The sequence below is a fragment of the Flavobacterium sp. Flavsp81 genome, assembly GCF_059491325.1.
Window position 1 is genome coordinate 2,142,435 of the sequence record NZ_CP168505.1, and the last position, 25,353, is coordinate 2,167,787.

The 25,353-nt window shown below is 34.2% G+C and carries 19 protein-coding genes; 5 read left to right on the forward strand and 14 right to left on the reverse strand.

Going from position 1 to position 25,353, the window contains the following annotated elements:
- Window positions 1–88: 88 nt before the first annotated feature.
- Window positions 89–1,117, forward strand: a complete 1,029-nt coding sequence (locus ACEN92_RS08650; RefSeq protein ID WP_495641968.1) for a LacI family DNA-binding transcriptional regulator — start codon at window positions 89–91, stop codon at window positions 1,115–1,117.
- A 460-nt stretch (window positions 1,118–1,577) separates the two neighbouring features.
- Complete coding sequence (locus ACEN92_RS08655) at window positions 1,578–2,606, forward strand: LacI family DNA-binding transcriptional regulator (RefSeq protein ID WP_495641969.1); 1,029 nt, start codon at window positions 1,578–1,580, stop codon at window positions 2,604–2,606.
- Window positions 2,607–2,749: 143 nt separating this feature from the next.
- On the opposite strand, the gene ACEN92_RS08660 is transcribed toward ACEN92_RS08655, so the two are convergent.
- From ACEN92_RS08660 to ACEN92_RS08700, 9 genes are all read right to left on the reverse strand, one after another.
- A complete protein-coding gene (locus tag ACEN92_RS08660) occupies window positions 2,750–4,366 on the reverse strand; it encodes a UxaA family hydrolase (RefSeq protein WP_495641970.1) in 1,617 nt (538 codons plus the stop codon).
- A gap of 30 nt (window positions 4,367–4,396) precedes the next feature.
- Window positions 4,397–5,839, reverse strand: coding sequence for a tagaturonate reductase (locus ACEN92_RS08665; protein ID WP_495641971.1), 1,443 nt, complete (start codon window positions 5,837–5,839; stop codon window positions 4,397–4,399).
- A gap of 214 nt (window positions 5,840–6,053) precedes the next feature.
- The gene (locus ACEN92_RS08670; protein WP_495641972.1) at window positions 6,054–6,725 is read right to left on the reverse strand and encodes a bifunctional 4-hydroxy-2-oxoglutarate aldolase/2-dehydro-3-deoxy-phosphogluconate aldolase; all 672 of its coding nucleotides are present in this window, start codon (window positions 6,723–6,725) and stop codon (window positions 6,054–6,056) included.
- An 8-nt stretch (window positions 6,726–6,733) separates the two neighbouring features.
- The gene (locus ACEN92_RS08675) at window positions 6,734–7,756 is read right to left on the reverse strand and encodes a PfkB family carbohydrate kinase (protein WP_495641973.1); all 1,023 of its coding nucleotides are present in this window, start codon (window positions 7,754–7,756) and stop codon (window positions 6,734–6,736) included.
- Between the two features lie 13 nt (window positions 7,757–7,769).
- Window positions 7,770–9,176 carry a glucuronate isomerase gene (gene uxaC / locus ACEN92_RS08680; RefSeq protein WP_495641974.1) on the reverse strand — a complete coding sequence of 469 codons (1,407 nt, stop codon included), beginning with the start codon at window positions 9,174–9,176 and terminating at the stop codon, window positions 7,770–7,772.
- 20 nt (window positions 9,177–9,196) lie between these two features.
- A complete protein-coding gene (locus tag ACEN92_RS08685) occupies window positions 9,197–9,985 on the reverse strand; it encodes a gluconate 5-dehydrogenase (RefSeq protein ID WP_495641975.1) in 789 nt (262 codons plus the stop codon).
- 4 nt (window positions 9,986–9,989) lie between these two features.
- Entirely contained in the window at window positions 9,990–10,829 is an 840-nt protein-coding gene (gene kduI, locus ACEN92_RS08690; protein ID WP_495641976.1) for a 5-dehydro-4-deoxy-D-glucuronate isomerase, read from the reverse strand.
- An 88-nt stretch (window positions 10,830–10,917) separates the two neighbouring features.
- On the reverse strand, window positions 10,918–12,234 hold the full coding sequence (locus ACEN92_RS08695) for an MFS transporter (protein WP_495641977.1): 1,317 nt from the start codon (window positions 12,232–12,234) through the stop codon (window positions 10,918–10,920).
- Window positions 12,235–12,286: 52 nt separating this feature from the next.
- The gene (locus ACEN92_RS08700; RefSeq protein WP_495641978.1) at window positions 12,287–13,858 is read right to left on the reverse strand and encodes an MFS transporter; all 1,572 of its coding nucleotides are present in this window, start codon (window positions 13,856–13,858) and stop codon (window positions 12,287–12,289) included.
- 489 nt (window positions 13,859–14,347) lie between these two features.
- On the opposite strand from ACEN92_RS08700, the gene ACEN92_RS08705 reads away from it, so the two are divergent.
- The gene (locus tag ACEN92_RS08705; protein ID WP_495642333.1) at window positions 14,348–15,247 is read left to right on the forward strand and encodes an alpha/beta hydrolase; all 900 of its coding nucleotides are present in this window, start codon (window positions 14,348–14,350) and stop codon (window positions 15,245–15,247) included.
- A 127-nt stretch (window positions 15,248–15,374) separates the two neighbouring features.
- Here the strand turns inward: ACEN92_RS08705 and ACEN92_RS08710 are convergent, their stop codons facing one another.
- The 3 genes from ACEN92_RS08710 to susR form a co-directional block, all read right to left on the reverse strand.
- A complete protein-coding gene (locus ACEN92_RS08710) occupies window positions 15,375–16,505 on the reverse strand; it encodes an acyltransferase family protein (protein WP_495641979.1) in 1,131 nt (376 codons plus the stop codon).
- Between the two features lie 245 nt (window positions 16,506–16,750).
- Window positions 16,751–18,967 (reverse strand): glycoside hydrolase family 3 C-terminal domain-containing protein, encoded by a 2,217-nt coding sequence (locus ACEN92_RS08715; protein ID WP_495641980.1) that lies wholly within the window; start codon window positions 18,965–18,967, stop codon window positions 16,751–16,753.
- A 199-nt stretch (window positions 18,968–19,166) separates the two neighbouring features.
- Window positions 19,167–20,810, reverse strand: a complete 1,644-nt coding sequence (susR, locus tag ACEN92_RS08720) for a SusR family glycan utilization regulator (RefSeq protein ID WP_495641981.1) — start codon at window positions 20,808–20,810, stop codon at window positions 19,167–19,169.
- 150 nt (window positions 20,811–20,960) lie between these two features.
- Here susR and ACEN92_RS08725 point away from each other — a divergent pair, with 150 nt between their 5' ends.
- Together ACEN92_RS08725 and ACEN92_RS08730 are read left to right on the forward strand one after the other, a co-directional pair.
- On the forward strand, window positions 20,961–21,260 hold the full coding sequence (locus tag ACEN92_RS08725; protein ID WP_495641982.1) for an ArsR/SmtB family transcription factor: 300 nt from the start codon (window positions 20,961–20,963) through the stop codon (window positions 21,258–21,260).
- Window positions 21,261–21,266: 6 nt separating this feature from the next.
- Window positions 21,267–22,370: an NADH:flavin oxidoreductase gene (locus tag ACEN92_RS08730; RefSeq protein ID WP_495641983.1), complete on the forward strand. Its 1,104-nt coding sequence runs from the start codon at window positions 21,267–21,269 to the stop codon at window positions 22,368–22,370.
- Between the two features lie 79 nt (window positions 22,371–22,449).
- Here ACEN92_RS08730 and ACEN92_RS08735 read toward each other — a convergent pair whose 3' ends face one another.
- Together ACEN92_RS08735 and ACEN92_RS08740 are read right to left on the reverse strand one after the other, a co-directional pair.
- Window positions 22,450–24,711 (reverse strand): acyl-CoA dehydrogenase family protein, encoded by a 2,262-nt coding sequence (locus ACEN92_RS08735; RefSeq protein WP_495641984.1) that lies wholly within the window; start codon window positions 24,709–24,711, stop codon window positions 22,450–22,452.
- Window positions 24,712–24,821: 110 nt separating this feature from the next.
- Window positions 24,822–25,229, reverse strand: coding sequence for a GNAT family N-acetyltransferase (locus ACEN92_RS08740; RefSeq protein WP_495641985.1), 408 nt, complete (start codon window positions 25,227–25,229; stop codon window positions 24,822–24,824).
- Window positions 25,230–25,353 lie beyond the last annotated feature (124 nt).

The window sequence follows — 25,353 nt, forward strand, 5'->3', positions numbered from 1 at the left end:
TAATTTAGGTAATCGATAACATTTTATATTGGAATATCCAAAAAAAATGTATTTTTGTGTTAAAATAAATCAAAATCCATATTTTTGAATGAGCGACAAAATAACCATTTATGATATTGCCAAAAAACTTAATATCACCGCTGCTACGGTATCCAGGGCGTTAAACAATAACCCTAAAATAAAAGAAAGCACAAGGGAATTAGTCATTGAAACAGCTGCTTTAATGAACTATAAACAAAACAAACTTGCTTTAGCTTTAAAGAGTGGCCGTAGTAATAATATAGGTGTTATTGTTCCGCGTATAGACAGCAATTTTTTTGCCTCAGTAATACGAGGCATTGAGGAAGAACTATATCCGCATGGATATCAGGTTATTATATGTCAAACTCATGAAAATCCAAAGAGAGAAAATGAAAATCTATATACATTAATTGACGCTCAGGTTGATGGTATTTTAATGTCTGTTACAGATGTGAACAACGAAAATGACAAAGCCTTTCATAATGTATTAGAAAAAAATGTTCCGTTAATATTTTTTGACAGGAGTAAACATATAGAAGGTGTAAGTTCTGTTACTATAAATGACTTTAAAGGAGGCTATATAGCTACAAAACAACTAATTAACCAAGGTTGCAAATGCATAGCACATTTATCGGGGGATCAGTCTTTGGAAATTTTTAAAAATAGATTTTTAGGATACAAACAAGCTTTATTAGACAATGGAATTACATTCAATGAAAAATATGTTATTCGGTCTAAAAGTAGCGTAGAAGCCGGAAAAGAAGCTATAGATATTTTATTAGGATTTGAAACCCCTCCAGATGCGATATTTTCTTCCAGTGATTTTGCCGCATTAGGTGCTATTCAGGAATTAAAAGCCAGAAATATCAACATTCCTGATGATTTTTGTGTAACAGGTTTTAGTAATGAACCTTTTACCAAGTTTATGGAAATGTCAATAACTTCAGTTGACCAATCCCCTCTCGAAATGGGAAAAATGTCAGCACGTGTTTTCTTAGAACAAGTAGACAAAACCGACACTATAAAAATTGAAAAAAAGGTAGTTCTGGCACCAGAATTACACATTCGTAAATCATCATCAAGAACCATCATTTAATTTCTTCAACAATGTATTTGTATTTAAAAATATGAATACAATTACCCCTAAAATGAACTTATATTATTATGGTAAACTCTTTTTTATCATATAAAGAAACTCCACCTTCTAATAAACTATTTTGATTTTAATAGTACTACTTGCGCTCCAGTAATAAATTTAAACTTTACAATCTACATTTATCATAAGTTTGCAAAAAGTATGTTTACAAAAGCGTTCAAATATCTTTCTTCAAAATTGAATTGCTTTAACTTTTTTGCAATTTTTCTAATCCAGTGTTTTTCGCTTAATCTTTTATAGAATTTAATTACATTTATCGCAAAAAAACTTGATCGTTTTATGTGTATTGTATGATTTTAGAGCTTTAAAAAAGTATTTTGGCAATCGATAACAATTTATATTGAATTATACAAAAAAAAGGTATTTTTGTGCTGAAAATAATCAAAAATATTTTTTTTGAATGAGCGAAAAAACAACTATTTACGATATTGCTAAAAGACTTAATATCACTGCTGCTACGGTATCCAGAGCTTTAAATAATAATCCGAAAATAAAAAAAAGCACTCGGGAATTGGTTCTTGAAACAGCTGATTCGATGGGGTATAAACAGAACAAATTAGCTTTGGCATTAAAGAGCGGGAGAAGTAATAATATAGGTATTATAGTTCCTCGTGTTGATAATAATTTTTTTGGTTCTGTAATTAGAGGTATTGAAGAAGAACTTTATCCTCACGGTTATCATGTTATTATTTCTCAAACCCATGATGACCCAAAAAGAGAAAATGAAAATCTTTATGCTTTAATAGATGCACAGGTAGATGGCATTCTTATGTCTGTCACGGATGTTAGTGATGAAAATGATGATGCATTTCAAAACGTATTACAAAAAAATGTTCCCTTGATTTTCTTTGACAGAAGCAGACATATTGAAGGAGTCAGTTCCGTAACTATTAATGACTTCAAGGGCGGATATCTTACAACAAAACACTTAATTAACGAAGGTTGTAAACATATTGCTCATTTCTCCCGAGACCAATCTCTTGACATTTTTAAAAACAGGTTTTTAGGTTATAAACAAGCTTTGCTAGATAGCGGAATGGCTTTTAAAGAGGAATATGTTATCCCTGTTAAAAGTAGCGTAGAATCAGGAAAAGAGGCGGTAGAGATTCTATTACAACTCGAAACTCCACCAGACGCTATATTTTCGTCAAGTGATTTTGCAGCATTGGGAGCTATTCAGGAGTTGAAAGAAAGAAATATAATCATTCCTGATGAATTTTGTGTAGCAGGATTCAGTAACGAACCTTTTACCAAATTTATGGAACTTTCCATAACCTCAGTTGACCAATCTCCGCTTGAAATGGGAAGAATGGCAGCTCGTGTTTTCTTAGAACAGGCAGACAAAACCAACACTATTAAAATCGAAAAAAAGGTAGTACTTGCTCCGGAATTACACATTCGTAAGTCTTCATCAAGAACCGCTTTTTAACATATATTAACCTACAAGTTATATAAGTACATCATTTTACTTTGCGCATAATTACACATTTAATTTATATAAAAACTAAAAGGCAGCTCATTTAAGAGCTGCCTTTTTTACTAAGTATACTTAATAACTATATGGTGGAAAAATTATAAAGAAACGCCTCTTTTCCAAGGAATAAAATCGTTTTGATTTAAAATTGCAGCTTTTGTTTTAATATCACCACTTGCAACATCAATAATAAATTCCAGCATTTCGTCTGCCATTTCATCAATTGATTTTTCACCTGTGATAATTCCACCAGTGTCAATATCGATAATATCAGACATTTTTTGTGCCAATTGAGTATTTGAAGATACTTTTACAACCGGTGCGATTGGATTTCCTGTTGGAGTTCCTAAACCTGTTGTAAACAATACCATATTCGCTCCGGATCCTACCATTGCAGTTGTACATTCAACGTCATTTCCAGGAGTACACAACAATGTAAAACCTGGTTCATTAATATATTCTCCATAATCGTAAACACCTACGATTGGTGAAGTTCCTCCTTTTTTAGCTGCACCAGCCGATTTCATGGCATCTGTAATCAGACCGTCTTTAATATTTCCCGGAGATGGATTCATATCAAATCCTGAACCTGCATCGACAACGGTTTTTTCGTACCATTGCATTAATTCCAAGAAACGTTTTCCGTCTTTATCATCTACACAACGATTTACTAATTCCTGTTCTACACCACATAATTCCGGGAATTCAGAAAGAATTGTAGTCCCTCCTAAAGCAACTAACTTATCAGATAATACACCTAATGTCGGGTTAGCGGAAATACCTGAAAACCCATCAGAACCTCCGCACTCTAAACCAATTCTTAACTTTGATAATGGAGCAGGTTTTCTTTCAATTTTATTAGCTTCTTTGATAGCAGCAAAAGAATCTTTTACCACGGTACTCAACATCTCTTCGATAGTTCCAATTTGCTGTTGGTCGTAAATCAAAACTGGTTTGTTGTAGTCTGGATTAATCGCCTTCATTGCATCCTGAAAAATAGAGATTTGCAGGTTTTGACAACCTAAACTCAAAACAGTCGCTCCGGCCACGTTTGGATTATTTACATAACCAGCCAACAATTTAGCCAAACTATGAGAATCCTGACGAATACCGCCACAACCACCTTGATGTTGGATGAATTTTACTTCGATATTTTTGAATAAATCAACTTCATTAGATTTTGAAACAGCATCTTCAGCACCTTTTTCAGAATTTACCAAAGAACGAAGCAACAATTGATAATCATTTTCTTTTGGCTTCATTAATTCCTTCTCAAAAATTCCTTTTAAGATTTCGATATTTCTGTTTTCACAAAACACCAACGGGAAGAATAACCAAACATTTTCAGTACCTACTTGTCCGTCTTCTCTATGGTAACCCATAAAGGTTCTGTCTTTCCATTTATCAACATCAGGAACTGTCCATCCGATAGATTCGGTTTTAGCAGTTACCTTTGCACTTTCGTGTTTAACATTTTCAGTAGAAAGTAATCCTCCCTTTGCAATTGGAGCACTGGCTTTTCCCACCAAAACTCCATACATAATAATACGCTCTCCTGTTTCAAAAGGGTACATCGCAATTTTATGCTTCATTTTCACATCAGACTCGATAGTGATTTCCTCTCCTTCAAAGTTAATAACTTCGCCTGCAACCAGATTAACTAATGCTACGGCTACATTATCCGAAGGGTTTACTTTTATTAATTTTTTTTGCATGATAATAATTTTAGAAAGTATGTATTCTAATTAATATTGTTTACTGAAATTAGCATAACCTTTTTCAATTCCATTAGCTTCAATTTCAGTTAAAGCTATTACTAATGCTTCAGATAAACCGCTAATTTTTGTTAAATCTTCTCCCCAAAATTCTATGTTAGCTAAAACTTTAGCAACAACCGAATCTAAATCTCCTAATTGCCAGGCATTTTTAAATGCTTCAACTAATTCCGGAGTATCTTTTACCGGTAATATTTCGTCATTCCAGGTTCCTTTGTAAAATTGGATTAAAGAAGCTAATGAAAAAGTCAAATTAACAGGCAATTTTTTGTTTGCATTATAATATCCTAATAAACTTGGCAAAACTCTTACTTTGAATTTTGAGATAGAGTTTAAAGCAATATCAGCAAGTGCGTGTTTGATAAATGGATTTTTAAATCGATCCATTACCTCCTCAGAATAGGCAATGATTTCATTTTTGTCCATATCAAGAGTTTCACTAATTTCTCCAATAACATTGTTTACAAATTTTCCAGTAAAATCTCCGTTAACTGTTTCCATTACTAACTTGTTACCGTGCAAAAGTGAAAAAGGAACCATTGCTGTGTGTGCACCGTTTAGAATACGAACTTTTATCATTTTAAAAGGACGGATATCGTCAACAATTTTCACATTCAGATCCGTTTTGTGGAATGGCAGCTTTTCTTTCAAATCATCACCACCTTCAATAGCCCACAGAAAGAACGGTTCAGCAGCAACAATTAAATTATCCTGATAGTCTAATTTATTATTGTATTCTTCAATTTCAGCTCTTGGATATCCGGGAACAATTCTGTCAACCAAAGTACTGTGGTAGGAACAAGCATCTGAAACCCAAGTTTTAAATGCATCTTCTAATTTCCATAAATCAACATATTGCAAAATAATTTTTTTCAGAGTCTCAGAGTTATAATCAATCAATTCACAAGGAATGACAGTTAACCCTTTAGAAGCATCTCCATTAAAATGTTTGAATCTTTCGTATAACAAAATAGTCAGCTTTGCAGGAAATGAAACTGGTGGCTGCATATCAGGAGTATCACTTTCAATAAATTCAATTCCAGCCTCAGTGGTATTTGAAACAATAAATTGAAGTTCTTCTTCTTTTGCTAACGCTAAATAATCTGCAAAATCAGTATATGGATTTATACCTTTTACAATATTAGTAATTAACTCAATATCTTGTATTTTTTCGCCTTTTTTGATTCCATTCATAAACAATGTATAAAGACCATCCTGATCGTTAATCATGTTTACCATACCGTCTTTCAATGGTTGAACCATCGCAATTCCAGCGTTGAAATCTAATTCTTTATTTAGTTTATGAAAAGCGTAATCAACGAAAGCTCTCAAAAAATTACCTTCTCCAAATTGTACTACTTTTATTGGAAATTTCTTTTCTAATCCTGTATTTACTCTATTTAATTTTTTCATTTTAAATTCTTCTCTAAAGTGTTATAAACAACCCTATTAATTACCTTACTCTCTTTTTAATTATTGTAAAAGAAACATTACACCTGTTAAGATTAAACAAAGCTTGCTGTGAGGAGTGACAAGATTTATTTTCAAGCGTAATGTTCAATTACAATCTTTAAAACTCTAAAAAAAACTGCTTTGTAATAAGGAATTAAAACTGATTATTCCTTATTTATTTATTTCTTATATCTTTTATGATGTTTAAAACATCACTTACTTTATTTTTCAAACCTTCATAATCTTGTTTCTCTAACAATTCTTTCGAAATTAGCTGTGAACCAAGACCTACACAGGTAGCACCTGCATTTAACCATGAAGATAAACTTTCTACTGTTGGATAAACACCACCTGTTGGCATAATATTGGTCCACGGACAAGGCCCTTTTATTGCTTTGATAAACTCTGGTCCGTAAATATCAGCTGGAAATAATTTTACGATTTCGCAACCTAATTCTTCAGCTCTTGCAATTTCTGTAAGCGTACCACAACCCGGTGACCATAATACTTTACGACGGTTACAAGCAATTGCAATGTCTTCTCTAAAAACCGGTGTTACAATAAAATTGGCTCCTAAACTCATATACACAGAAGCTGCAGCAGCATCGGTAATAGACCCAACTCCTAACATCATTCCCGGTAATTCTGCCAAAGCATATTTGTTTAACGCACCAAAAACTTCATGAGCAAAATCTCCTCTGCTGGTAAACTCCATCAATCTGGATCCACCATCGTAACAGGCTTTTAATACTTTTTTACTGATTTCAATATCTGAATGAAAAAACAAAGGAACCATTCCGTTATCTTTCATCGTCTGAGCTACTTCAATTCTTGAATACTTTGCCATACTTTTATTTATCTTGATACTAATCCGGCAGAATTTCCTCCAGCCATACTTTCAACTTCTTTTAACGTAACTAAATTATAATCTCCGGCAATAGTATGTTTTAAGCAACAAGCAGCTACTGCAAAATCTAATGCTTTTTGTTTGTCTTCTTTATATTCAACTAATCCGTAAATTAATCCACCCATAAAGGCATCTCCGCTACCCACTCTGTCAATTACAGGAGTTACTTCTTGTACAGCCGCATTAAAAATCGTTTTTCCGTCAAATAAAACACCACCGATTCTTTGATGTGAAGCACTAACTGAATAACGTAATGTTGTCGCTACCGTTTTTAAATTCGGACAAAGCTCATACAACTTCGAATATAAAGCCGGTAATGATTTTTCATCCTGGTAATCAGGATTTACTTTAGGAATTCCTAACATAAAATATGCTGTATCAATATCTCCTAAAATAACATGACTATATTTTAACAATTCCGGCATAACCTCACTAGGAGTTTTACCATATTGCCATAACTTTGATCTATAATTTAAATCACATGAAATAGTTAATCCTAATTCGTGTGCTATCTGAACTGCTTCAAGACAGGCTTCGGCAGCACTTTGTGAAATAGCCGCTGAAATTCCGCTAAAGTGAAACCATGTAGCTCCCTCCAGTACTTTCTTCCAGTCAATATCTCCTTTTTGAATCGTTGCCATCGAGCTATGCGCACGATCATACACAACATTGCTTCCTCTGGTTCCTGCTCCTGTTTCTAAATAATAAGTTCCTAAGCGTTCTCCGCCATAAACAATACTTTTAGACTCAACATTCATTTTACGCATCTCTTGTACTGCACAGTAACCGATTTCGTTCTCAGGTAATCTGGTAACAAACTCAGCATTAATACCGTAATTAGCCAAAGAAACGCAAACATTAAATTCACCTCCACCATAAGATGCTGTAAATGCTTTAGCCTGAGAAAAACGCAAATGTCTTTCTGTAGAAAAACGCAACATTATTTCGCCGAATGCAACTACTTTACTCATTATCAATATTTAATTAAAATTTAAAATATTCTTTTGCATTGTTATACGAAATATCAGAAACCATTTTTCCAATCCATTCCATATCAGCAGGAAGTTCGCCTTTTTGAATTTCATCTCCTAGAAGATTACAAAGAATACGTCTGAAATATTCATGTCTTGGGAAAGATAAAAAGCTTCTTGAATCTGTCAGCATTCCAACAAAACAACTAATCAGTCCCATGTTTGAAAGCGCATTTAATTGTTTAGTCATTCCGTCTTTTTGATCCAAAAACCACCATCCTGATCCAAACTGAACTTTTCCTCTCACACTTCCGTCATTAAAGTTACCAATCATGGTAGCCATTACTTCGTTATCAGCAGGATTTAAGTTATAAATAATTGTTTTTGTCAATTTATCTTTGCTGTCTAATGCATTTAAGAAAGATGATAATTTTTGAGCCTGTGGATAATCTCCAATAGAATCCCAACCTGTATCAGGTCCTAAAATTCTATGCATACGAGCGTTATTGTTGCGTAAAGCTCCTAAGTGAAATTGCTGAACCCATCCAAGTTCGTGGTATGTTTCAGATAAAAACAATAAAATTGCGCTTTGGAATTTCAATGCTTCTTCCGAAGTTATAGCTTGATTATCTCTTTTCTTTTTGAAAATTGCATTTACTTCAGATTCAGTAAAGTTTTCAAAATAAATCTGATCCAATCCGTGATCACTTAGCTTACATCCGTTTTCATTAAAAAATTGAATTCTCTTTTTTAATGCGTCACATAAATCTGAATAAGTGTTTATACTTACTCCTGCAACATTTCCTAATATATTTAAATAATCGTTATATCCGTCATTTGAAATCAAAATAGCTTTATCGGGTCTGAAAGCCGTGCTCATTTTAGTTTCAAAAGGATTTTTATTCAATTTTTGATGAAACTCCAAAGTATCAATTGGATCTTCGGTAGTACAAACCAATTCAGCGTTTACTTTTTTAAGTAAGTTGCGTGTGCTGTATTCTGCTGAATTTACTTTTGCAGAAGCTTGTTCGTAAATTCTTTCTGCAGATTTTTCGTTTAATAACTCTGTAATATCAAAATAACGGGCCAATTCTAAATGTGTCCAATGATACAAAGGATTACGCATTGTATATGGAACTGTTTTTGCCCAATTAAGGAATTTATCTTTATCTGAACCGTTTCCTGTTATAAATTGCTCATTAACACCTAATGTACGCATTGCACGCCATTTGTAGTGATCACCGTTTATCCAAACATTTGTAATATTGTCAAAAATTTTATCTTCGGCAATAAACTGCGGATTTAAGTGATTATGATAATCAATTATAGGTTGGTTTTTTGAGTAATTATGATATAATTCTTCAGCGAATTTGTTTTCAAGTAAAAAATTATCGTTTATGAATGTTTTATTCGAGCTCATGATTTAAATATAATAGAAAATTATTCGTTTGATGGTTTACCAATTGTTGCAAGGATTCCTCCATCAACATATAAAATATGACCGTTGACAAAATCACTTGCTTTGGAAGATAAAAATATTGCTGCTCCCGCTAAATCTCCCGGATCACCCCATTTTGCAGCAGGAGTTCTGCTGATAATAAAATCGTTAAACGGATGACCGTCTACCCTGATAGGTTTTGTCTGCTCAGTAGCAAAATAGCCCGGGCCAATTCCGTTTATCTGAACATTATATTTTGCCCATTCAGTAGCCATGTTCTTGGTCAGCATTTTCAAACCTCCTTTTGCAGCAGCATAAGCTCCTACTGTACTACGGCCCAATTCGCTCATCATGGAACAAATATTGATTATTTTTCCTTGTCTTCTGTCAATCATTCCTTTGGCAACATGTTTGGAAACAATAAAAGGACTTACCAAATCGATATCAATAACTTCTTTGAAATCTGAAACTTCCATTTCTATTAATGGAATTCTTTTGATGATCCCGGCGTTATTAATCAGAATATCAATTGATCCTACTTCGCTTTCAATTCTTTTAACGGCAGCAATAACTTCCTGTTCATCAGTTACATTAAATTTATAACCAACAGCATTAATACCTTCGTTTTGAAGTTCTTTTACCGCATCATCAATTTTTTGCTGAGAAGAATTTCCGTTTACTACAATTGTAGCTCCGGCCTGACCTAATCCTTTTGCCATTGCCATTCCCAAGCCGTGTGTACTTCCTGTGATTAAGGCGATTTTTCCTTTTATATCAAATAAGTTTGTCATATTCTTATCTTAAATCTGTGATTTTACAAACATCCATATCTCCGTAGTCTAAATTCTCACCAGCCATTCCCCAAATAAAAGTATAATTACTGGTTCCTGAACCAGAGTGAATAGACCATGGTGGAGAAATAACTGCCTGATGGTTATTCATCCAGATATGTCTTGTTTCCTGCGGCTGTCCCATAAAGTGACAAACTGCCTGATTTTCCGGGATATCCAAATAGAAATAAACTTCCATACGGCGATCGTGAACGTGTGCAGGCATTGTATTCCAAACACTTCCCGATCTTAACTCTGTCATACCCATTTGTAGCTGACAAGTAGTTACCACACTTCCGATAATCATTTGATTAACGGTACGGTGGTTTGCCGTTTCCATAGTTCCTAATTCTAATTTATTTGCCTCAGCTAAGCTTACTTTTACTGTTGGATAAGTAGTATGTGCCGGAGCCGAATTCAAATAAAATTTGGCAGGATTATTTTTATCATCACTTTTAAAAATAACTTCTTTATTACCGCTTCCGATATATAAAGCATCTTTAAATCCTAATGCATATGATGTTCCTTCCACAACAACAGAACCATTTCCTCCAACATTTATAATTCCTAGTTCTCTTCGCTCTAAAAAATAAGGTGCTTTAAGAGGATCAATTGTTTCCAATATTAAATCACCTTTTACAGGAACTGCAGAACCGGTAATGTATCTGTCATAATGAGAATAAACCAGTACTACTTCATCTTCCTGCATTAAATCATCAATCAGAAACTCATTTCTCAACTCGCGAGTATCATATTTTTTTACAGCTTCTGGGCTCGATGCGTATCTGGAACTATATTTTGTCATAATTTTATTTTTAATGTAATCGATTGCACAAAATTAGATTTTTATATTTAAAAACCATAATCCTAATCAAAATTTATTTGTGTAATTTTTACAATTCTACTTTTTTCATTCTCGGAACAAGAATATGCATAATCAGCCAGGCTAATAAATAAGCGGCACCACAGATACAAAACATAATAAAATATCCTGTTTCTATTTTACCAATTTTAGTATAGTAAACAAACATATTTTTTTGCACCAGCAAAGTTAACAAAATTCCGCCAAATGCTCCGAACATCCCTCCTATACCTGTCACAGAAGCGGTTGCCTTTTTAGGAAACATGTCAGATACAGTTGTAAATATGTTAGCGCTCCAGGCTTGGTGTGCAGAAACTGCAAAGCCAATAACCAAAATTGCCCACCATATGTTTATAGCCCCTAAATACTGAGAAAATAATACCGGTAAAACAGCAAATGCATAAATCAGCATACTTGTTTTACGGGCTTTATAAGCCGGCCAGTTTTTATTGATCAACTTTAATGGCAGCCATCCTCCGCCAATACTTCCAATACTTCCAATAACATAAACCAAAGCACAAGGCCAAATAATTTCAGTTGCAGAAAGCTTGTATTGTTTCATTAGGAAATCAGGCAACCAAAATAAATAGAACCACCAAACAGGATCTGTCAATAATTTTCCAATTGCAAAAGCCCAGGTTTGACGGAAAGTAAGCAATTTTAACCAGGATACTTTTTCCGTATCTTCAACTTCTGTTACATCTATTTTATCTGAATTAATGTAATCAAGTTCTCCTTGTGATAAACGTTTTTGTTTTTGAGGTACTTCATAAAAAATAAACCATAAAAACAACCATATAAATCCGATAACTCCAGTTGCGATGAATGCCCATTGCCAACCATAATTTTCAGCAATAAACGGCACTGACAAAGGAACAATTATCGCTCCAATATTACTTCCTGAATTAAAAATACCAGTTGCCAGAGCGCGTTCTTTCTGAGGAAACCATTCAGCTGTTGCTTTTATTGCTGCCGGAAAATTCCCTGCTTCTGTAATTCCTAAAAATACGCGGGCGATTAAAAATCCACCTGTACCTGTTGCGAAAGCATGTCCAACTGCTGCCAAACTCCACAAACCGGTTGCTATTGCATATCCTAATTTCGTTCCTAATTTATCAATAACTCCACCAGCTATAAGCATTCCTAATGCATAAGCAATTTTAAAAGCTAATTCAATATTAGAATAATCTATTACTTCTTGTTCAGGTGTCCAATGAAAAGCTTCCGCCAAAAAAGGTCTTAGGTAACTTATTACATTTCGATCTAAATAATTTACTGTAGTAGCAAAAAAGACTAAACTACATATTGTCCAACGATATTTTCCTATCGCTGCATTAGCTTCATTCATAATTACGTTTTGGTTTTGGTTAGTGATACTATTTAGTTAGTTAAATTTTATTTTAAAGATCAGTAATTGGCCTATACTTTGGGACTAAAGTTTTCATTACAAACCAGCCAATTAAGTAGCAAACTGCACAAATAGAGAAAATAATCATATATCCTGAATTGATACCATTAACAACAGTATCTCCTGATACGGATAATGATTTTAAAAAATCTCCTAAATTAGCAACACCTCTTTCTTTTAAAAACACCTTTTCAGTTTCAGGATTTAAAAATTGAGGGTATTTTTCTAATAAAGACTGTCCGTTTATCAAACTCCAGTTTCGTTGAGTAAAATCAAATAAAACTCCTGATCCTTTATTAATCAGAGTTGATCCTAAACCTCCTGCTAAACCTCCGATACCTGTAATGGTTGCAATTGCTTTTTTAGGAAACATATCCCCAACGGTTGTAAAAATATTAGCTGACCATGATTGGTGTGCTGCTCCTGCAATACCAATGATAATTACCGGTACCCAGTAACTAATGTATCCCAAAGGCTGGGCCACTAAAGCCAATAATGGAAAGAATGCAAAAATTAACATTGCTCTCATTCTTCCCTCATAAGGATTCATTCCTTTCTTTTCAACAAAATAGGTCGGTAACCATCCTCCAACAATTGACAGCAGCGTAATCATATACAAAACAAATAATGGAAGAGCAGCCTGAGTTGAATCCATTCCGTAAACCGAACTTAAATAGGCAGGAGTCCAGAATAAAAAGAACCACCAAACACCATCTGTCATAAATTTTCCAAAAGCAAAAGCCCAGGTTTGTTTGTACTTGAAACAATCTGAAAGGGATACTTTTGTTTTAGTTTCAGGCACATAACCTACTAATTTACTGTCTGCTATATCATCCTGTTGAATATATTCTAATTCGGCAGCATTAACTCTTGGATGTTTCTCAGGTTTATCATACATAAAAACCCAAAATCCCATCCATACAAAACCTAAAGCTCCAATAATAATAAAAGCCATTTCCCATCCAAAAGCTTTAGCTATAAAAGGAATAGTTATTGGCGCAGCTAAGGCCCCAACAGTTGCTCCTGCATTAAATATACTTGTAGAAAACGCTCTGTCTTTTTTAGGAAAATACTCTGCTGTTGTTTTAATAGCAGCAGGAAAATTTCCGGCTTCTCCAACTGCCAGAACAAAACGGGCAAAAATAAACAGGGTAACACTCACGTTAATCACCATGCCTGTGTCATTGACTGTATGAATTACATCTTTTGCACCTTCAAAACCAACAAACCAATTTCCTGTTATAATTCCTGAAGTTGCAATACCGCAAAACGCGTGCAGACAGGCACCAATTGACCATATTCCAATTGCCCAAAGAAAACCTTTTTTAGTATCCAGCCAATCCACAAACCGTCCGGCAAACAATAAGGATATTGCATAAAATATAGAGAACAGTGCAGTAATATTCCCATAATCATTGTTGGTCCAATGAAATTCAGGTGCAATAAAATCACTCCATGTCAGGGAAAGAACTTGTCTGTCTAAATAATTAATAGTTGTTGCAAAAAACAATAATGCACAAATACTCCAGCGATAATTCCCAATAGATTTGTTGGTTTGACTCATAGTAACTATGTTTTATCTGGCTTATAAAAGCCTTTAAATTAATTCAAAATAGCAGCAGTATTAATGCTTTCAAAAACGAAAATTACATTTTTTATATAAATGTGAAATTATAAAATAATTTCAATTAAAATTTAAAATGTAATCGATTGCACAAATATAGTTTTAAATCCTTATATTCCAAATTATTATTTAAAAAATTATTTCGTGTGACATATTAAACATATATTGTAAAAAAACTAATATATTATTACATAATAAACAATATATTTGTTAATTGAACATAATCAACAAATCATCTTAAGTCATTGATATAAAATCAAATAAAAGCTTAAATTTCAATGTTTTTTTATATATTTCTCATTAATGACTCTATCCTTGGAATTTATTTCGAATAAAAAAACAGTTTCGTTCTACAAATAACCATAAATTAAGCTAAAAACCTAAACATTTTTAAAATTGAAAACATTTAATTTAAAGAAAAGCATCTATATGGTATCGTTTTGTTTTGGAATAATTAATAATTCACATTCACAGAATGAAATTTTACCTCTTTGGAATAAAATCCCAGGTGAAATAAGTGCTCCGGATTACAAAGAGAAAGAAATTATAAAGGATGGTAAAGTACAAAGCACAAGTTTGGTAACAATTCCGACGTTAAGTGTTTTTCTTCCCAAAGAAATAAAACCCAATCAAACTGCCGTAATCATTTTACCGGGCGGTGGATATTCGCATCTGTCAATTGATAAAGAAGGTACCAAAGTTGCCCAGTGGCTCAATAGTTTAGGAATTACAGCATTTGTTTTAAAATACAGACTGCCAAGTGATTTAATTATGAAGGACAAAACTATAGGGCCTTTGCAGGATGCTCAGGAAGCGATTCGTTATGTCAGGTCTAATGCTGTAAAATGGAATATCGATGTAAATAAAATTGGAATCATGGGGTTCTCCGCAGGCGGTCATTTAGCCTCAACATTGGCAACACATTATGACGACAAGACATACGAATCAACAATCAAGGCAAGTGCCCGCCCCGATTTTTCAATTTTGATTTATCCGGTCATATCAATGGAAAGTACAACAACACACAAAGGATCGCAAACTAGTTTATTGGGAAAAGATCCGTCACAAACTCTTATTGATAATTTTTCTAGTGAAAAAAGGATTACACCAGAAACTCCTCCTGCCTTTTTAGCACATGCTTCAGATGATGGTGCTGTGTTACCTGAAAATAGCGTTAATTATTATTTGGCTTTAAAGAAAAATAATGTTTCTGCTGAATTACATATGTATGAAAAAGGTGGTCATGGTTTTGGTTTGGGAGTAAAAAGCACAAGCCAGTTTTGGACAACAGATTGCAAAGAATGGCTTAAAAGTCATAATTTATTTTAAAATTAAAAAGGATAAAATTTTATGAATTTCATCCTTTTTTTTAAAGTTACAAATCACCATCATCAGATTCAAAAAAATCATTTCAATCTCAATAGTCTGGCAAAAAAAGATGCATTGCTGTGCATTTCTACATACGTTTTTGAAATTTCTTTTGTAACCAATTTCTAACCGGTTCATCGTATAATTTCAAACATAAATACGCGACTACAATACTGGCAATCAAAACTCCAATACCTAATAAATAACCGTCTTCTATCGAAACTTTATTATCTACCACCCATGCCGTATACCAATAAATAAACGGATAATGCGTGATATAAATTGGATATGAAATATCACCCAAAAGTTTGCAGATTTTTAATGAAAATGGATTTTTTATTTCTCCTCCGGCTCCGACAGAAACGATTAACGGAAACAATAAAATAATACAAATTGATTCGTATAAACCATTCATCCATAAATTGTTTTCATCTCCAATTCTTGGTACACATAAAATTACTGCGATTAATAAACTACAAACCCAAAACGCACCTTTTATATGAATTAATTTTCCCAAGCGGGAAAGTAAAATTCCAGCAAAAAACGGATATAATAAACGGGTAAAACCAACGTTTATTTGTTCCAGGTTCAAAGACCACCCTCCAATAACATCTCCTTTTGGTCCAAAAACAGTGTAATTAATCAGCATTCCGGCAAATATTAAAACAAATATTCCCATTACTTTATTCGAGAATTTACGAAAGAACAAAGCATATAAAATATTCGCAATATATTCGAAAAACAATGACCAGGCCGGACCATCTAATGGATGCATTTCGCCCCAGCCCCTAATTTCTGTTGATGGTGTTAACGGAATTAATGTAAATCCGATGAACATTACCAATATCAGTTTCCATAAAGGCATAGTTGCGATTTGTGGAAATAAAATATCTGAAGCCTGAAAATAATAAAAAACAGCGCCAATGATCATTCCCATAATTACCATGGGCTGTAAACGAATTAACCGTCGTTTGTAAAATTCCCATTGGGTCATTTTTCCCCAGCGATCATCATATGCATAGGCAACTACAAAGCCTGATAAAAGAAAAAAGAAATCAACAGCCAGATAACCGTGATTAATGATTTGCTTAAAACGGTTTCCTGCTGCAAAGGTTTCGAAAATATGAAACGCAACTACTAAAATGGCTGCTACTCCGCGTAAGCCGTCTAAAATTTCATAATGTTTTTTTGGTTTGATGTCAATAGAAGTTGCATTCATAAAATGTTTTTGGTGATTAACAAGGTTATTTTATTTTTTGGTTTAGGCAATTATATGTCGTAACGTTTTTTATCACTCAATTTCATTCCACAGGAATCTCTACAAAAGTATACTCATTAGAAGGGATTCCTACGGAATGACAATATTATGGTTATTCAGTCAAAAAAAATAATTTTCAAAAAGCAAAGCTGCAACTTTTTTATCATTGCAGCTTTACTACCAACCAATTTTAGAAATTAATGAAATTATTGAAGTAAGAAACTCACTTTAGATTTTATATCTGTAGAAGATGCTCCAATTAAAGCTTCAAAAGTTCCGGGCTCTGCAACCCAGTCGTGTTTTTTATCATCAAAAAAGCTCAAAGCCGCTTTGTCAATTGTAAAAGTTACTGTTTTTTCTTCTCCCGCCTTAAGCAAAATTTTCTCAAACCCTTTTAATTCTTTTACAGGACGTGGCAAAGAAGATTTTAAATCACTGATATAAAGCTGAACTACTTCTGATCCGTCTCTGCTTCCGGTATTTTTTACTTTTACAGAAAACGTAATCTGGTCACCTACTGATACTTGTTTTTTATTAGCAGTTACCTTTCCGTATTCAAAAGTCGTGTAACTCAAACCATGCCCGAAAGCAAATAATGGTTTTATTTTTTGTTTGTCGGCCCAGCGATATCCAACAAAAATCCCTTCATTATATTTTACCTCATCTCCGCCCGGAAATTCTCCTAAAGCGTGAGCACCATTATCTGATAATTTTACAGGGAAAGTAAACGTTAATTTCCCGGAAGGATTCACATCTCCTGTCAAAACAGCAGCCAAAGCATTTCCGGCTTCAGTACCCAAAAACCATCCCTGAACAATTCCCGGAACTTCTTTTACCCACGGCATTGCCACAGCATTCCCTGAAATATTTACAAAAACCAAATTCTTATTTACCTTAACCAATTCTTGAATTAATTGATCCTGATTGTAAGGAAGTCCCAATTCTTTACGATCGTGTCCTTCATCATCCTGATTTGGACTTTTATTTAGTCCTCCGATAAAAAGAACAACATCTGCATCTTTGGCAACTTTTAATGCTTCGGCAGCTAGTTCTGCCGGAGAACGTTTTTCTTCTAAACTTACTTTTGCTATAACGCCATTATAATTACTTGTAGGATCGCCAACGTAACCACGTGCGTAAACAATTTCTGCCTGATTGCCAATTCTTTTCTTTAATCCTTCCAGTGGCGTAATTTCATATCTTGCTTTTAATGAAGAACTTCCTCCGCCAACTGTCATCATTTTGATGGCATTTTCTCCAATAACAGCGATTTTCTTAGTTTTAGAAAGGTTAATTGGCAGAATATTATTTTTGTTTTGAAGCAACACAATTCCTTCTTCAGCAATTTTTAAACCTGCATCAGCGTGTTCTTTTGTTCCGAAAGATCCGAATGGTCTTTCTTTATTCATATTTGTCAAGAATGACAAACGTAAAATACGACGCACTTTATCATCCAGTTCCTTAGTCCCGACTTCGCCGGATTTAATCATGCTTGAATATGGTTTAGCCAGATAGTAATTATCATAAGCATTACTGGTTCCCCACGTAAGACCATTGGTCCAGGAACCAAATTCCATATCCAAACCATTATGAATAGCCTGCTTTGTATCATGAACTCCTCCCCAATCTGAGATCACAACACCTTTGAAACCCCATTCGCCACGAAGAATATCATTAAGCAAAAACTCATTATGACAACAATGCTGTCCTTTATATTTATTGTATGAACCCATTATTGCCCATGCATCACCTTCCTGAACTGCTGCTTTAAAAGCCGGAAGATAAATCTCGTACAGCGCACGATCATCAACAATTACATTTACAGCATCACGATTGGTTTCCTGATTATTCAGGGCAAAATGTTTTACACAGGCAGCAACTCCGTTTGATTGGACTCCCTTGATATAGGGAACCACCATTTTTGATGTCAGGAAAGGATCTTCTCCCATATATTCGAAATTACGACCGTTTAATGGCGTTCTGTAGATGTTTACTCCTGGCCCTAATAATACATTTTTGTTACGAAAACGTGCTTCCTCTCCTATTGATTTTCCGTACAGCGAAGCCAATTCTTTGTTCCAGGTTGCAGAAAGCGCTGTAAGGGCCGGAAACGCAATACAGGAATCATTTGTCCAGCCTGCCTGCACCCACTCGTCCCATAAAACCTCGGTGCGAATTCCGTGTGGTCCGTCTGTCATCCAGTTTTCAGGAATTCCTAAACGCGGTACTCCCGGTGAACTAAATTTAGATTGCGCATGAATCATTGCAATTTTCTCATCGGTAGTCATTCGCGAAAGCGCATCTTCTACACGTTGATCAACTGGCTTTTTATCATCCAAATAAACCGGAATTTTATTTTGTGCATTCCCAAAAAATAAATTCAGCAACAGCAAGACAACTATTGCTTTAACGTTTTTATACATAACTGTTTTATTTATTAATCATTACTATATGCTGAGCTATCAAAAACACGCTCTAAATAATATCGTAAAGCTAAAACGTTATCGTGTTTGTGGAATTTATAAATATAAAAAAGTAGTAAATTAAAAATATAAATAATTAAAAATCAATATATTAAAAAAATATTGATATAAAAAAAAGTAGTGGATTTAAAATGCGTTTTTAGATTTTTACAGAAATAAGACCTATTTTCATGACCATTTCCTCAAAATCATTTCGGGAAACTACTGCTTTATTTCGGGCTCTTGTTCTATAGTTATAAATCGTGCTTAAAGAATAACGAAGAAATGCCGCGATTTTTACACTGTCGGTTATTCCAAGTCGGATAAGGGCAAAAATCCGAAGTTCGGTATTAAGTAATTCGCCCTGCTTCAGTACAATTTGTTCTTCTTTAATAAGCAAAGCATTAAAATCTTTCACGAAAGTAGGATACAAGTTTAAAAAGATAATATCGAAATTCTTGTATAATTCTTCCAGTTCATTATCAACTAAAGTAGTCGATTTTAGCATTCTGCAAATTTCATCAAATTGTTTTGCAGTTGCCTTTTTATTTAAAATGATACGGTAATTTTCTAACTTATTGATGTAAGCGGAACAGAGATTAAAAAAATGGGCAATATATTCTTCCTTAATATGATTCGATTCTGATAATTGGGCATTACGCTCCTGCAGTTGGTTATTAGTTTCGGTAATATCTTTGTTTAATTCTGCTAATTTTTCACTGGTTATATAAAGCTCCCCACGTATTCTGGAGACTTTTTTCATTTGTTTGTAAATGTAAATTACACCCAGAATCAAAAAAACAGAAAGTAAGCTAATACATAAAAGATAAATCTTAAGCTCGTCCTTTCTCTTAGCCTCACGCTCTAAATAGGCCGTATTAATGATCGAATAAACTTCTGACATTAAAAGCGTACGAAATTGGACGTTACAAAAAAGCGCATCTTCGATAGCCGACTGGGTTAGTTTATATGCCATGTCAACATCGCCTGTTTTATAAAAAACCAAAGCTAATTCCTGAATAGAGGCATTATCTTTTATAGCTTGTTTGATATCTGATGTAGCCGAAAGAGCATAATATTTTTTTCTTAATTCCGGCTTATGAGTTGACCCGTAAATACTTCCGAGAAAATAGGTAATCAATGCATATTGCGGATTATTATCTTCAGTTTTTTTCAACAAACCCAATAATTCTTTTTCGGCAATATCAAAGTTTCTGTTATAGATATTCTTCTGAATTTTATTTATTTTATAATCTAAAGAGTTAGGATTTATGACAGCTAATAATGAATCACGATACTTACCAATTTGCTCAATAAATATTTTGCTGTTACTGTTAGCGTTATAGTGCTCAAAAAACTCACGGTATGTAAAATAATAGTTGGGAAATAATGATTTTGCTAATTCTTTTTTATTGATGCTTTTTAAAATTGCTTCTGATTCACGGTATTTTCCTGATGACGAATAGAGATTTGCCAATTGCAGTTGTGCCAAATCCACCCAATCTTTTTTGTGAAGTTCATTAGCAATCTTCAGGTTTTTCTTTACATACAAAATAGCCGAATCTGAATTGAATTTCTGGTATTCTTTATACAGCGCCTTATTAAAATTATACTCTTGCTCTTTTGATAAATCTGATGATTTTATCTTTTTGAAGTTTAAAATACGCTCCTCTTTTAGCTGAACATATCGCTGCTTATTTTTCATCGCATCATTCAGCTTCTCCAAAATGGTATCGGTACTATCCGATGCATATAAAGGACTAATCAAAAGAGCGAATAAAAAAAGAAATAAAAAATTTTTCAAGCTGATCAAGATAAATGAGACTTACAAATATAATAAAGAAGCGCTAAAAAAATGGCTTTCGATTTCTATTTGCTGTGACTTCTATCATAAAAATATATTAAATATTTCTTACCAGATAGATATATCGGGAAAAGTCGATATATTTGCATCATGGAACATATAGAAATATTTAAGGCCCTCTCTAATAAATCCAGATTACAAATGCTGGAATGGCTCAAAGAACCCGAAATAAATTTCCCTGAACAACTCGCTGCAGGATTTGAACATGGTGTTTGTGTAGGTCAAATACAAGCTAAGGCCGGTCTTACCCAATCGACAGTTTCAGAATATTTGTCTATTCTGCAACGTGCCGGATTTATTGAATCTACCCGCGTTGGACAATGGACTTATTATAAACGTAACGAAGATGCTTTTGCAGCATTGAGTAAACTAATTCAATCTAATTTATAAAACATTATGAGCACAAATAGCTTGTTTACGCCTTTTAATTTAAAGTCGCTAAATCTTAAAAACAGAATTGTAATGGCGCCTATGACGCGTTCCTTTTCTCCAAACGGAATTCCAACTGATAACGTAGCTTCTTACTATGAAAAAAGAGCCCAGGGTGATGTTGGATTGATATTATCTGAAGGAACAGTTATCAACAGACTTTCTTCCTCTAATGATGCTAACGTTCCTCACTTTCATGGAGATACATCGTTAAAAGGATGGCAAAAAGTGATTAACGAAGTCCATGCTGCCGGAGGAAAAATGGGGCCGCAAATTTGGCATATGGGTATTATGGACAATCACCATTCAGGATGGGTACCGCCAGTTCCTTTTGAAGGACCTTCAGGATTAAACAGACCCGGTTTTAATAATGGCAACACCATGTCTGCCAAAGATATTGAAGATACTATTATTGCTTTTGGACAAGCAGCCGCTGATGCTAAAAGATTAGGTTTCGACACTATTGAAATTCATGGTGCCCACGGATATTTGATTGATCAGTTTTTTTGGGAAGAAACTAATTTACGTACGGACATTTATGGTGGAAAAACATTGCCGGAACGTAATCGTTTTGCTATTGAAGTGATCAAAGAAATCAGAAAACAAGTTGGAGAAGATTTCGCCATAATTATGAGAGTTTCACAATTTAAACCTGCTGCTTACGACTATAAATTAGCAAAAAATCCTCAGGAAATGGAGGCTTGGCTAACGCCTTTAGTTGATGCCGGAGTAGATATTTTACATTGCTCACAGCGTCGTTTTTGGGAACCTGAATTCGAAGAAAGTGATTTAAACTTTGCCGGATGGGCTAAAAAACTAACCGGAAAACCAACCATTACAGTAGGTTCTGTTGGGTTATCCAGTGATTTCTTTGGAGCATTTGCAGGCGAAAGTTCTCAGCCAACCTCGTTAGATGAATTAACAAGACGTTTAGACAGAGGCGATTTTGATTTAGTTGCCGTAGGAAGACCTCTTTTATCAGACCCGAATTGGGTTGCGAAAATAAAAGCAGGAAAAACAGGCGAACTAAAAGGTTTCAGCAAAGAAGCTTTGGCAGAGTTAGTAGTATAATACTAGGAAAGCCTTCTAATCAATACGTTTAGAAGGCTTTTTTATTATTGAGTTAGCGGCAAGTTTCTTGCATGAAGTTCTAAACTGTAGCAATTGGCGCTGCCAGGCAACTTTCGGGAATATCAAAAGCGTTTACCAACGAAACGGCATCCGGTCGTATATCCCAACAAAGCTGATTGACCATTTTACGGACCGCTTTTGTTTTAACAGCTTCCATATAGCCATCTTCAAGATACCAGCCTTTGTTTTTCTCTATTTGCGAAAGTGCATATAATTGATTCAGTTTTGTCAATATTTCTTTTGATTTTTCATCTTCTACAGATTTTACAGCTTCCTGAAATTGTTCTAAAACAACACGTTCCAAATACGCCTGGGCCACATCGATCATTTGATGCTGTACCACATTAAATGCATCATACGCTTCTAAACCTTCATCAATCAGTTTTTTAATACGCCTTGCTGCCGATGCCAGAATTGTTTTTTCCCTGTGATGAAAAGCCTGCAAATGAAACTGACTGTCAAGCAGATGTCCTTCATCCGTTTTACGGGTAATAATCGGATTTTTTTCGGCAATTGCTGTTTTTGCATTTTCGTACACATAATTGATAACACCAAAAGATCCCATTTCACCAAATGTTTTTCTGAATTCAGATAAGCGGTTTTTAGCAACCAATTGCATCAGGACAGTATTATCGCCTTCAAAAGTGGTATAAATTTCTGTATCGTTTTTTAAAGCATCGATTCTGTTTTCAGATAAATATCCTTTTCCGCCAATAGCTTCACGGCATTCCTGCAAAACATCCCTCGTACTCCAGGTTGAATAGGATTTCATTCCGGCAGCCAAAGCTTCAATTTCCTGCATTTCAGATTCGGTTTTGTTCAAAAAACGATTCGTGAGATATTGCAAAGCAAAATGTACAGCGTAGGTTTTCGCTAAATGCGGAAGTAATCTGCGCTGGTGCATACGATAATTCAAAATCGGTACTTCAGAACCTCCTTCCGGTCCAAATTGCCTTCTCTGATCACTGTAACGAATAGCAATTGTAAGTCCTGATTTAGCAGCAGCCAAAGCCGAACGCGGAATACCAATTCGACCTCCAACCAAAGTTCCCAACATGGTAAAAAAACGTCTGTTATCACTCGGAATCGGGCTTTCGAATTCTCCCTTGCCATTCACAGAAGCAAAACGATCAAGCATATTTTCTTTCGGAATTTCAACCTGATTAAAACTAATTGTTCCGTTATCAACTCCGTTTAGACCCATTTTATGACCGCAGTCTCCAATTGTGATTCCGTCTAAGGTATTTCCGTTTGTATCGCGTAATGGAACCACAAAAGCATTTACCCCATAATCATGATCATCAATAATCAGTTTTGCGAAAACGGTTGCCATTTGCCCGTGAACGGCTGCGTTACCAATATATTCTTTTTGTGCGTTTTTATTTGGCGTATGAATTGTAAAAGTTTGAGTGCTATGATTATAAGTCGCTGTAGTTTCAAGACCTTTTACATTCGATCCGTGATGTGTTTCAGTCATGGCAAAACAGCCCGGCAATTTTAGTGTGCCAATATCTTTTAAATATTTTGCATAATGCTTCTCGGTTCCCAATGACTGAACACTCATTCCCCAGAGTCCGAACTGAACTCCAAATTTTATCACTAAACTCAAATCGTGGTAACTCAGGGTTTCCATAATGGCAAAATAATCAGCTATGTTTTCTCCTCCACCATATTGCTTTGGATAGGCCATATTTCCGAGATTCTCATCGGCTAAAATTTTACACCAATTGAATACGGTTTGACGATAAACATTAATATCTGTAGAAGTTTCGTAAGCAAACTCAGGTCTTGAAATAACCGATTTTACCTTTTTTATAATTGCAGTTTCTTTACCATCTAAAAGTGCCGTAATTTTCTGAATATCAAAATTACTGTTGGTTTGTGAACTGGCGGTAAAAGAATCTGCTTTTGTTTTGAAGTTCTGAATTACTTCTTCGCCTAAAATTCCAAGATCATTTTCCAGTTTTGTAAAACCTGATTCTAATCCTGAAATATCCAAATCCTTGTTAGAAAGCGCTGTTGCTATATCAAAAATAGATTTTATAGAAGATTTATCCTTAATACTTTTTTCAATATCCGATTTCCATTGGGTGAGTTCATTTCGCGAAGGCGGATTTGTAATATCAACTTTAGAAAGCAAATATTGTTGTTCTTCCGGTGAAAGTAAAACTAGAGAATTAATAAATTCCTGTAAAGTCGCAAACTCTTTTTGGGTTAAAAGATCATCGGACCAAACAAGATATAAAAGTGGTATAAAAGCCTTAATTTTTGAATTCTCCATAGTAAATTAATTATTAATTTGTCTGTGGTTAAATTACTATAAATTATTGACCTGTTCTAGAAATCATCTTCAATTAGGATTTTTTTCACATTTGAAAAAGCGATAAAAACTTACAGGCAGATTTCCATTATTGTAAATTCCTGACCCGATTTATTGAAGGTTTGAAAAGTATCTTTCATGCCAAACTTTTCATAAAATGTTTTTTTGTTTGTTCTGGCATTCGCCCAGACTCTTTTTAATTTTTTATTTCTTGCCAATTGTATAATATATTCTAAAAGCTCTGAGCCAATCCCCTCACCCTGATGATCATTTAAAGTAGCTAATTTTCTAAACTGCATTTCATTATCTGAAATAAAACAGGATACTATTGAAATCAATTTTTCTTCAATAAAAACTCCAAAATGTAGTCCTGAATCATCTTCATCTAATTGTACGAATTCAAAAGGCTGATTTGGCCACATTACTTCATGTCTGATCTGCCATGTATCTGAAGCTTTTATTTCTTTAATTCTCATCATACTTTAATCATATTAAAATTCAAATATTCTATTAATTGCGTTTTAGAGAAAACCCTACATTCACAGATAGTGAATAGTAGGGTTTGAGATTTTGGAATGATTTATCTTTTTTCTAAATTACATT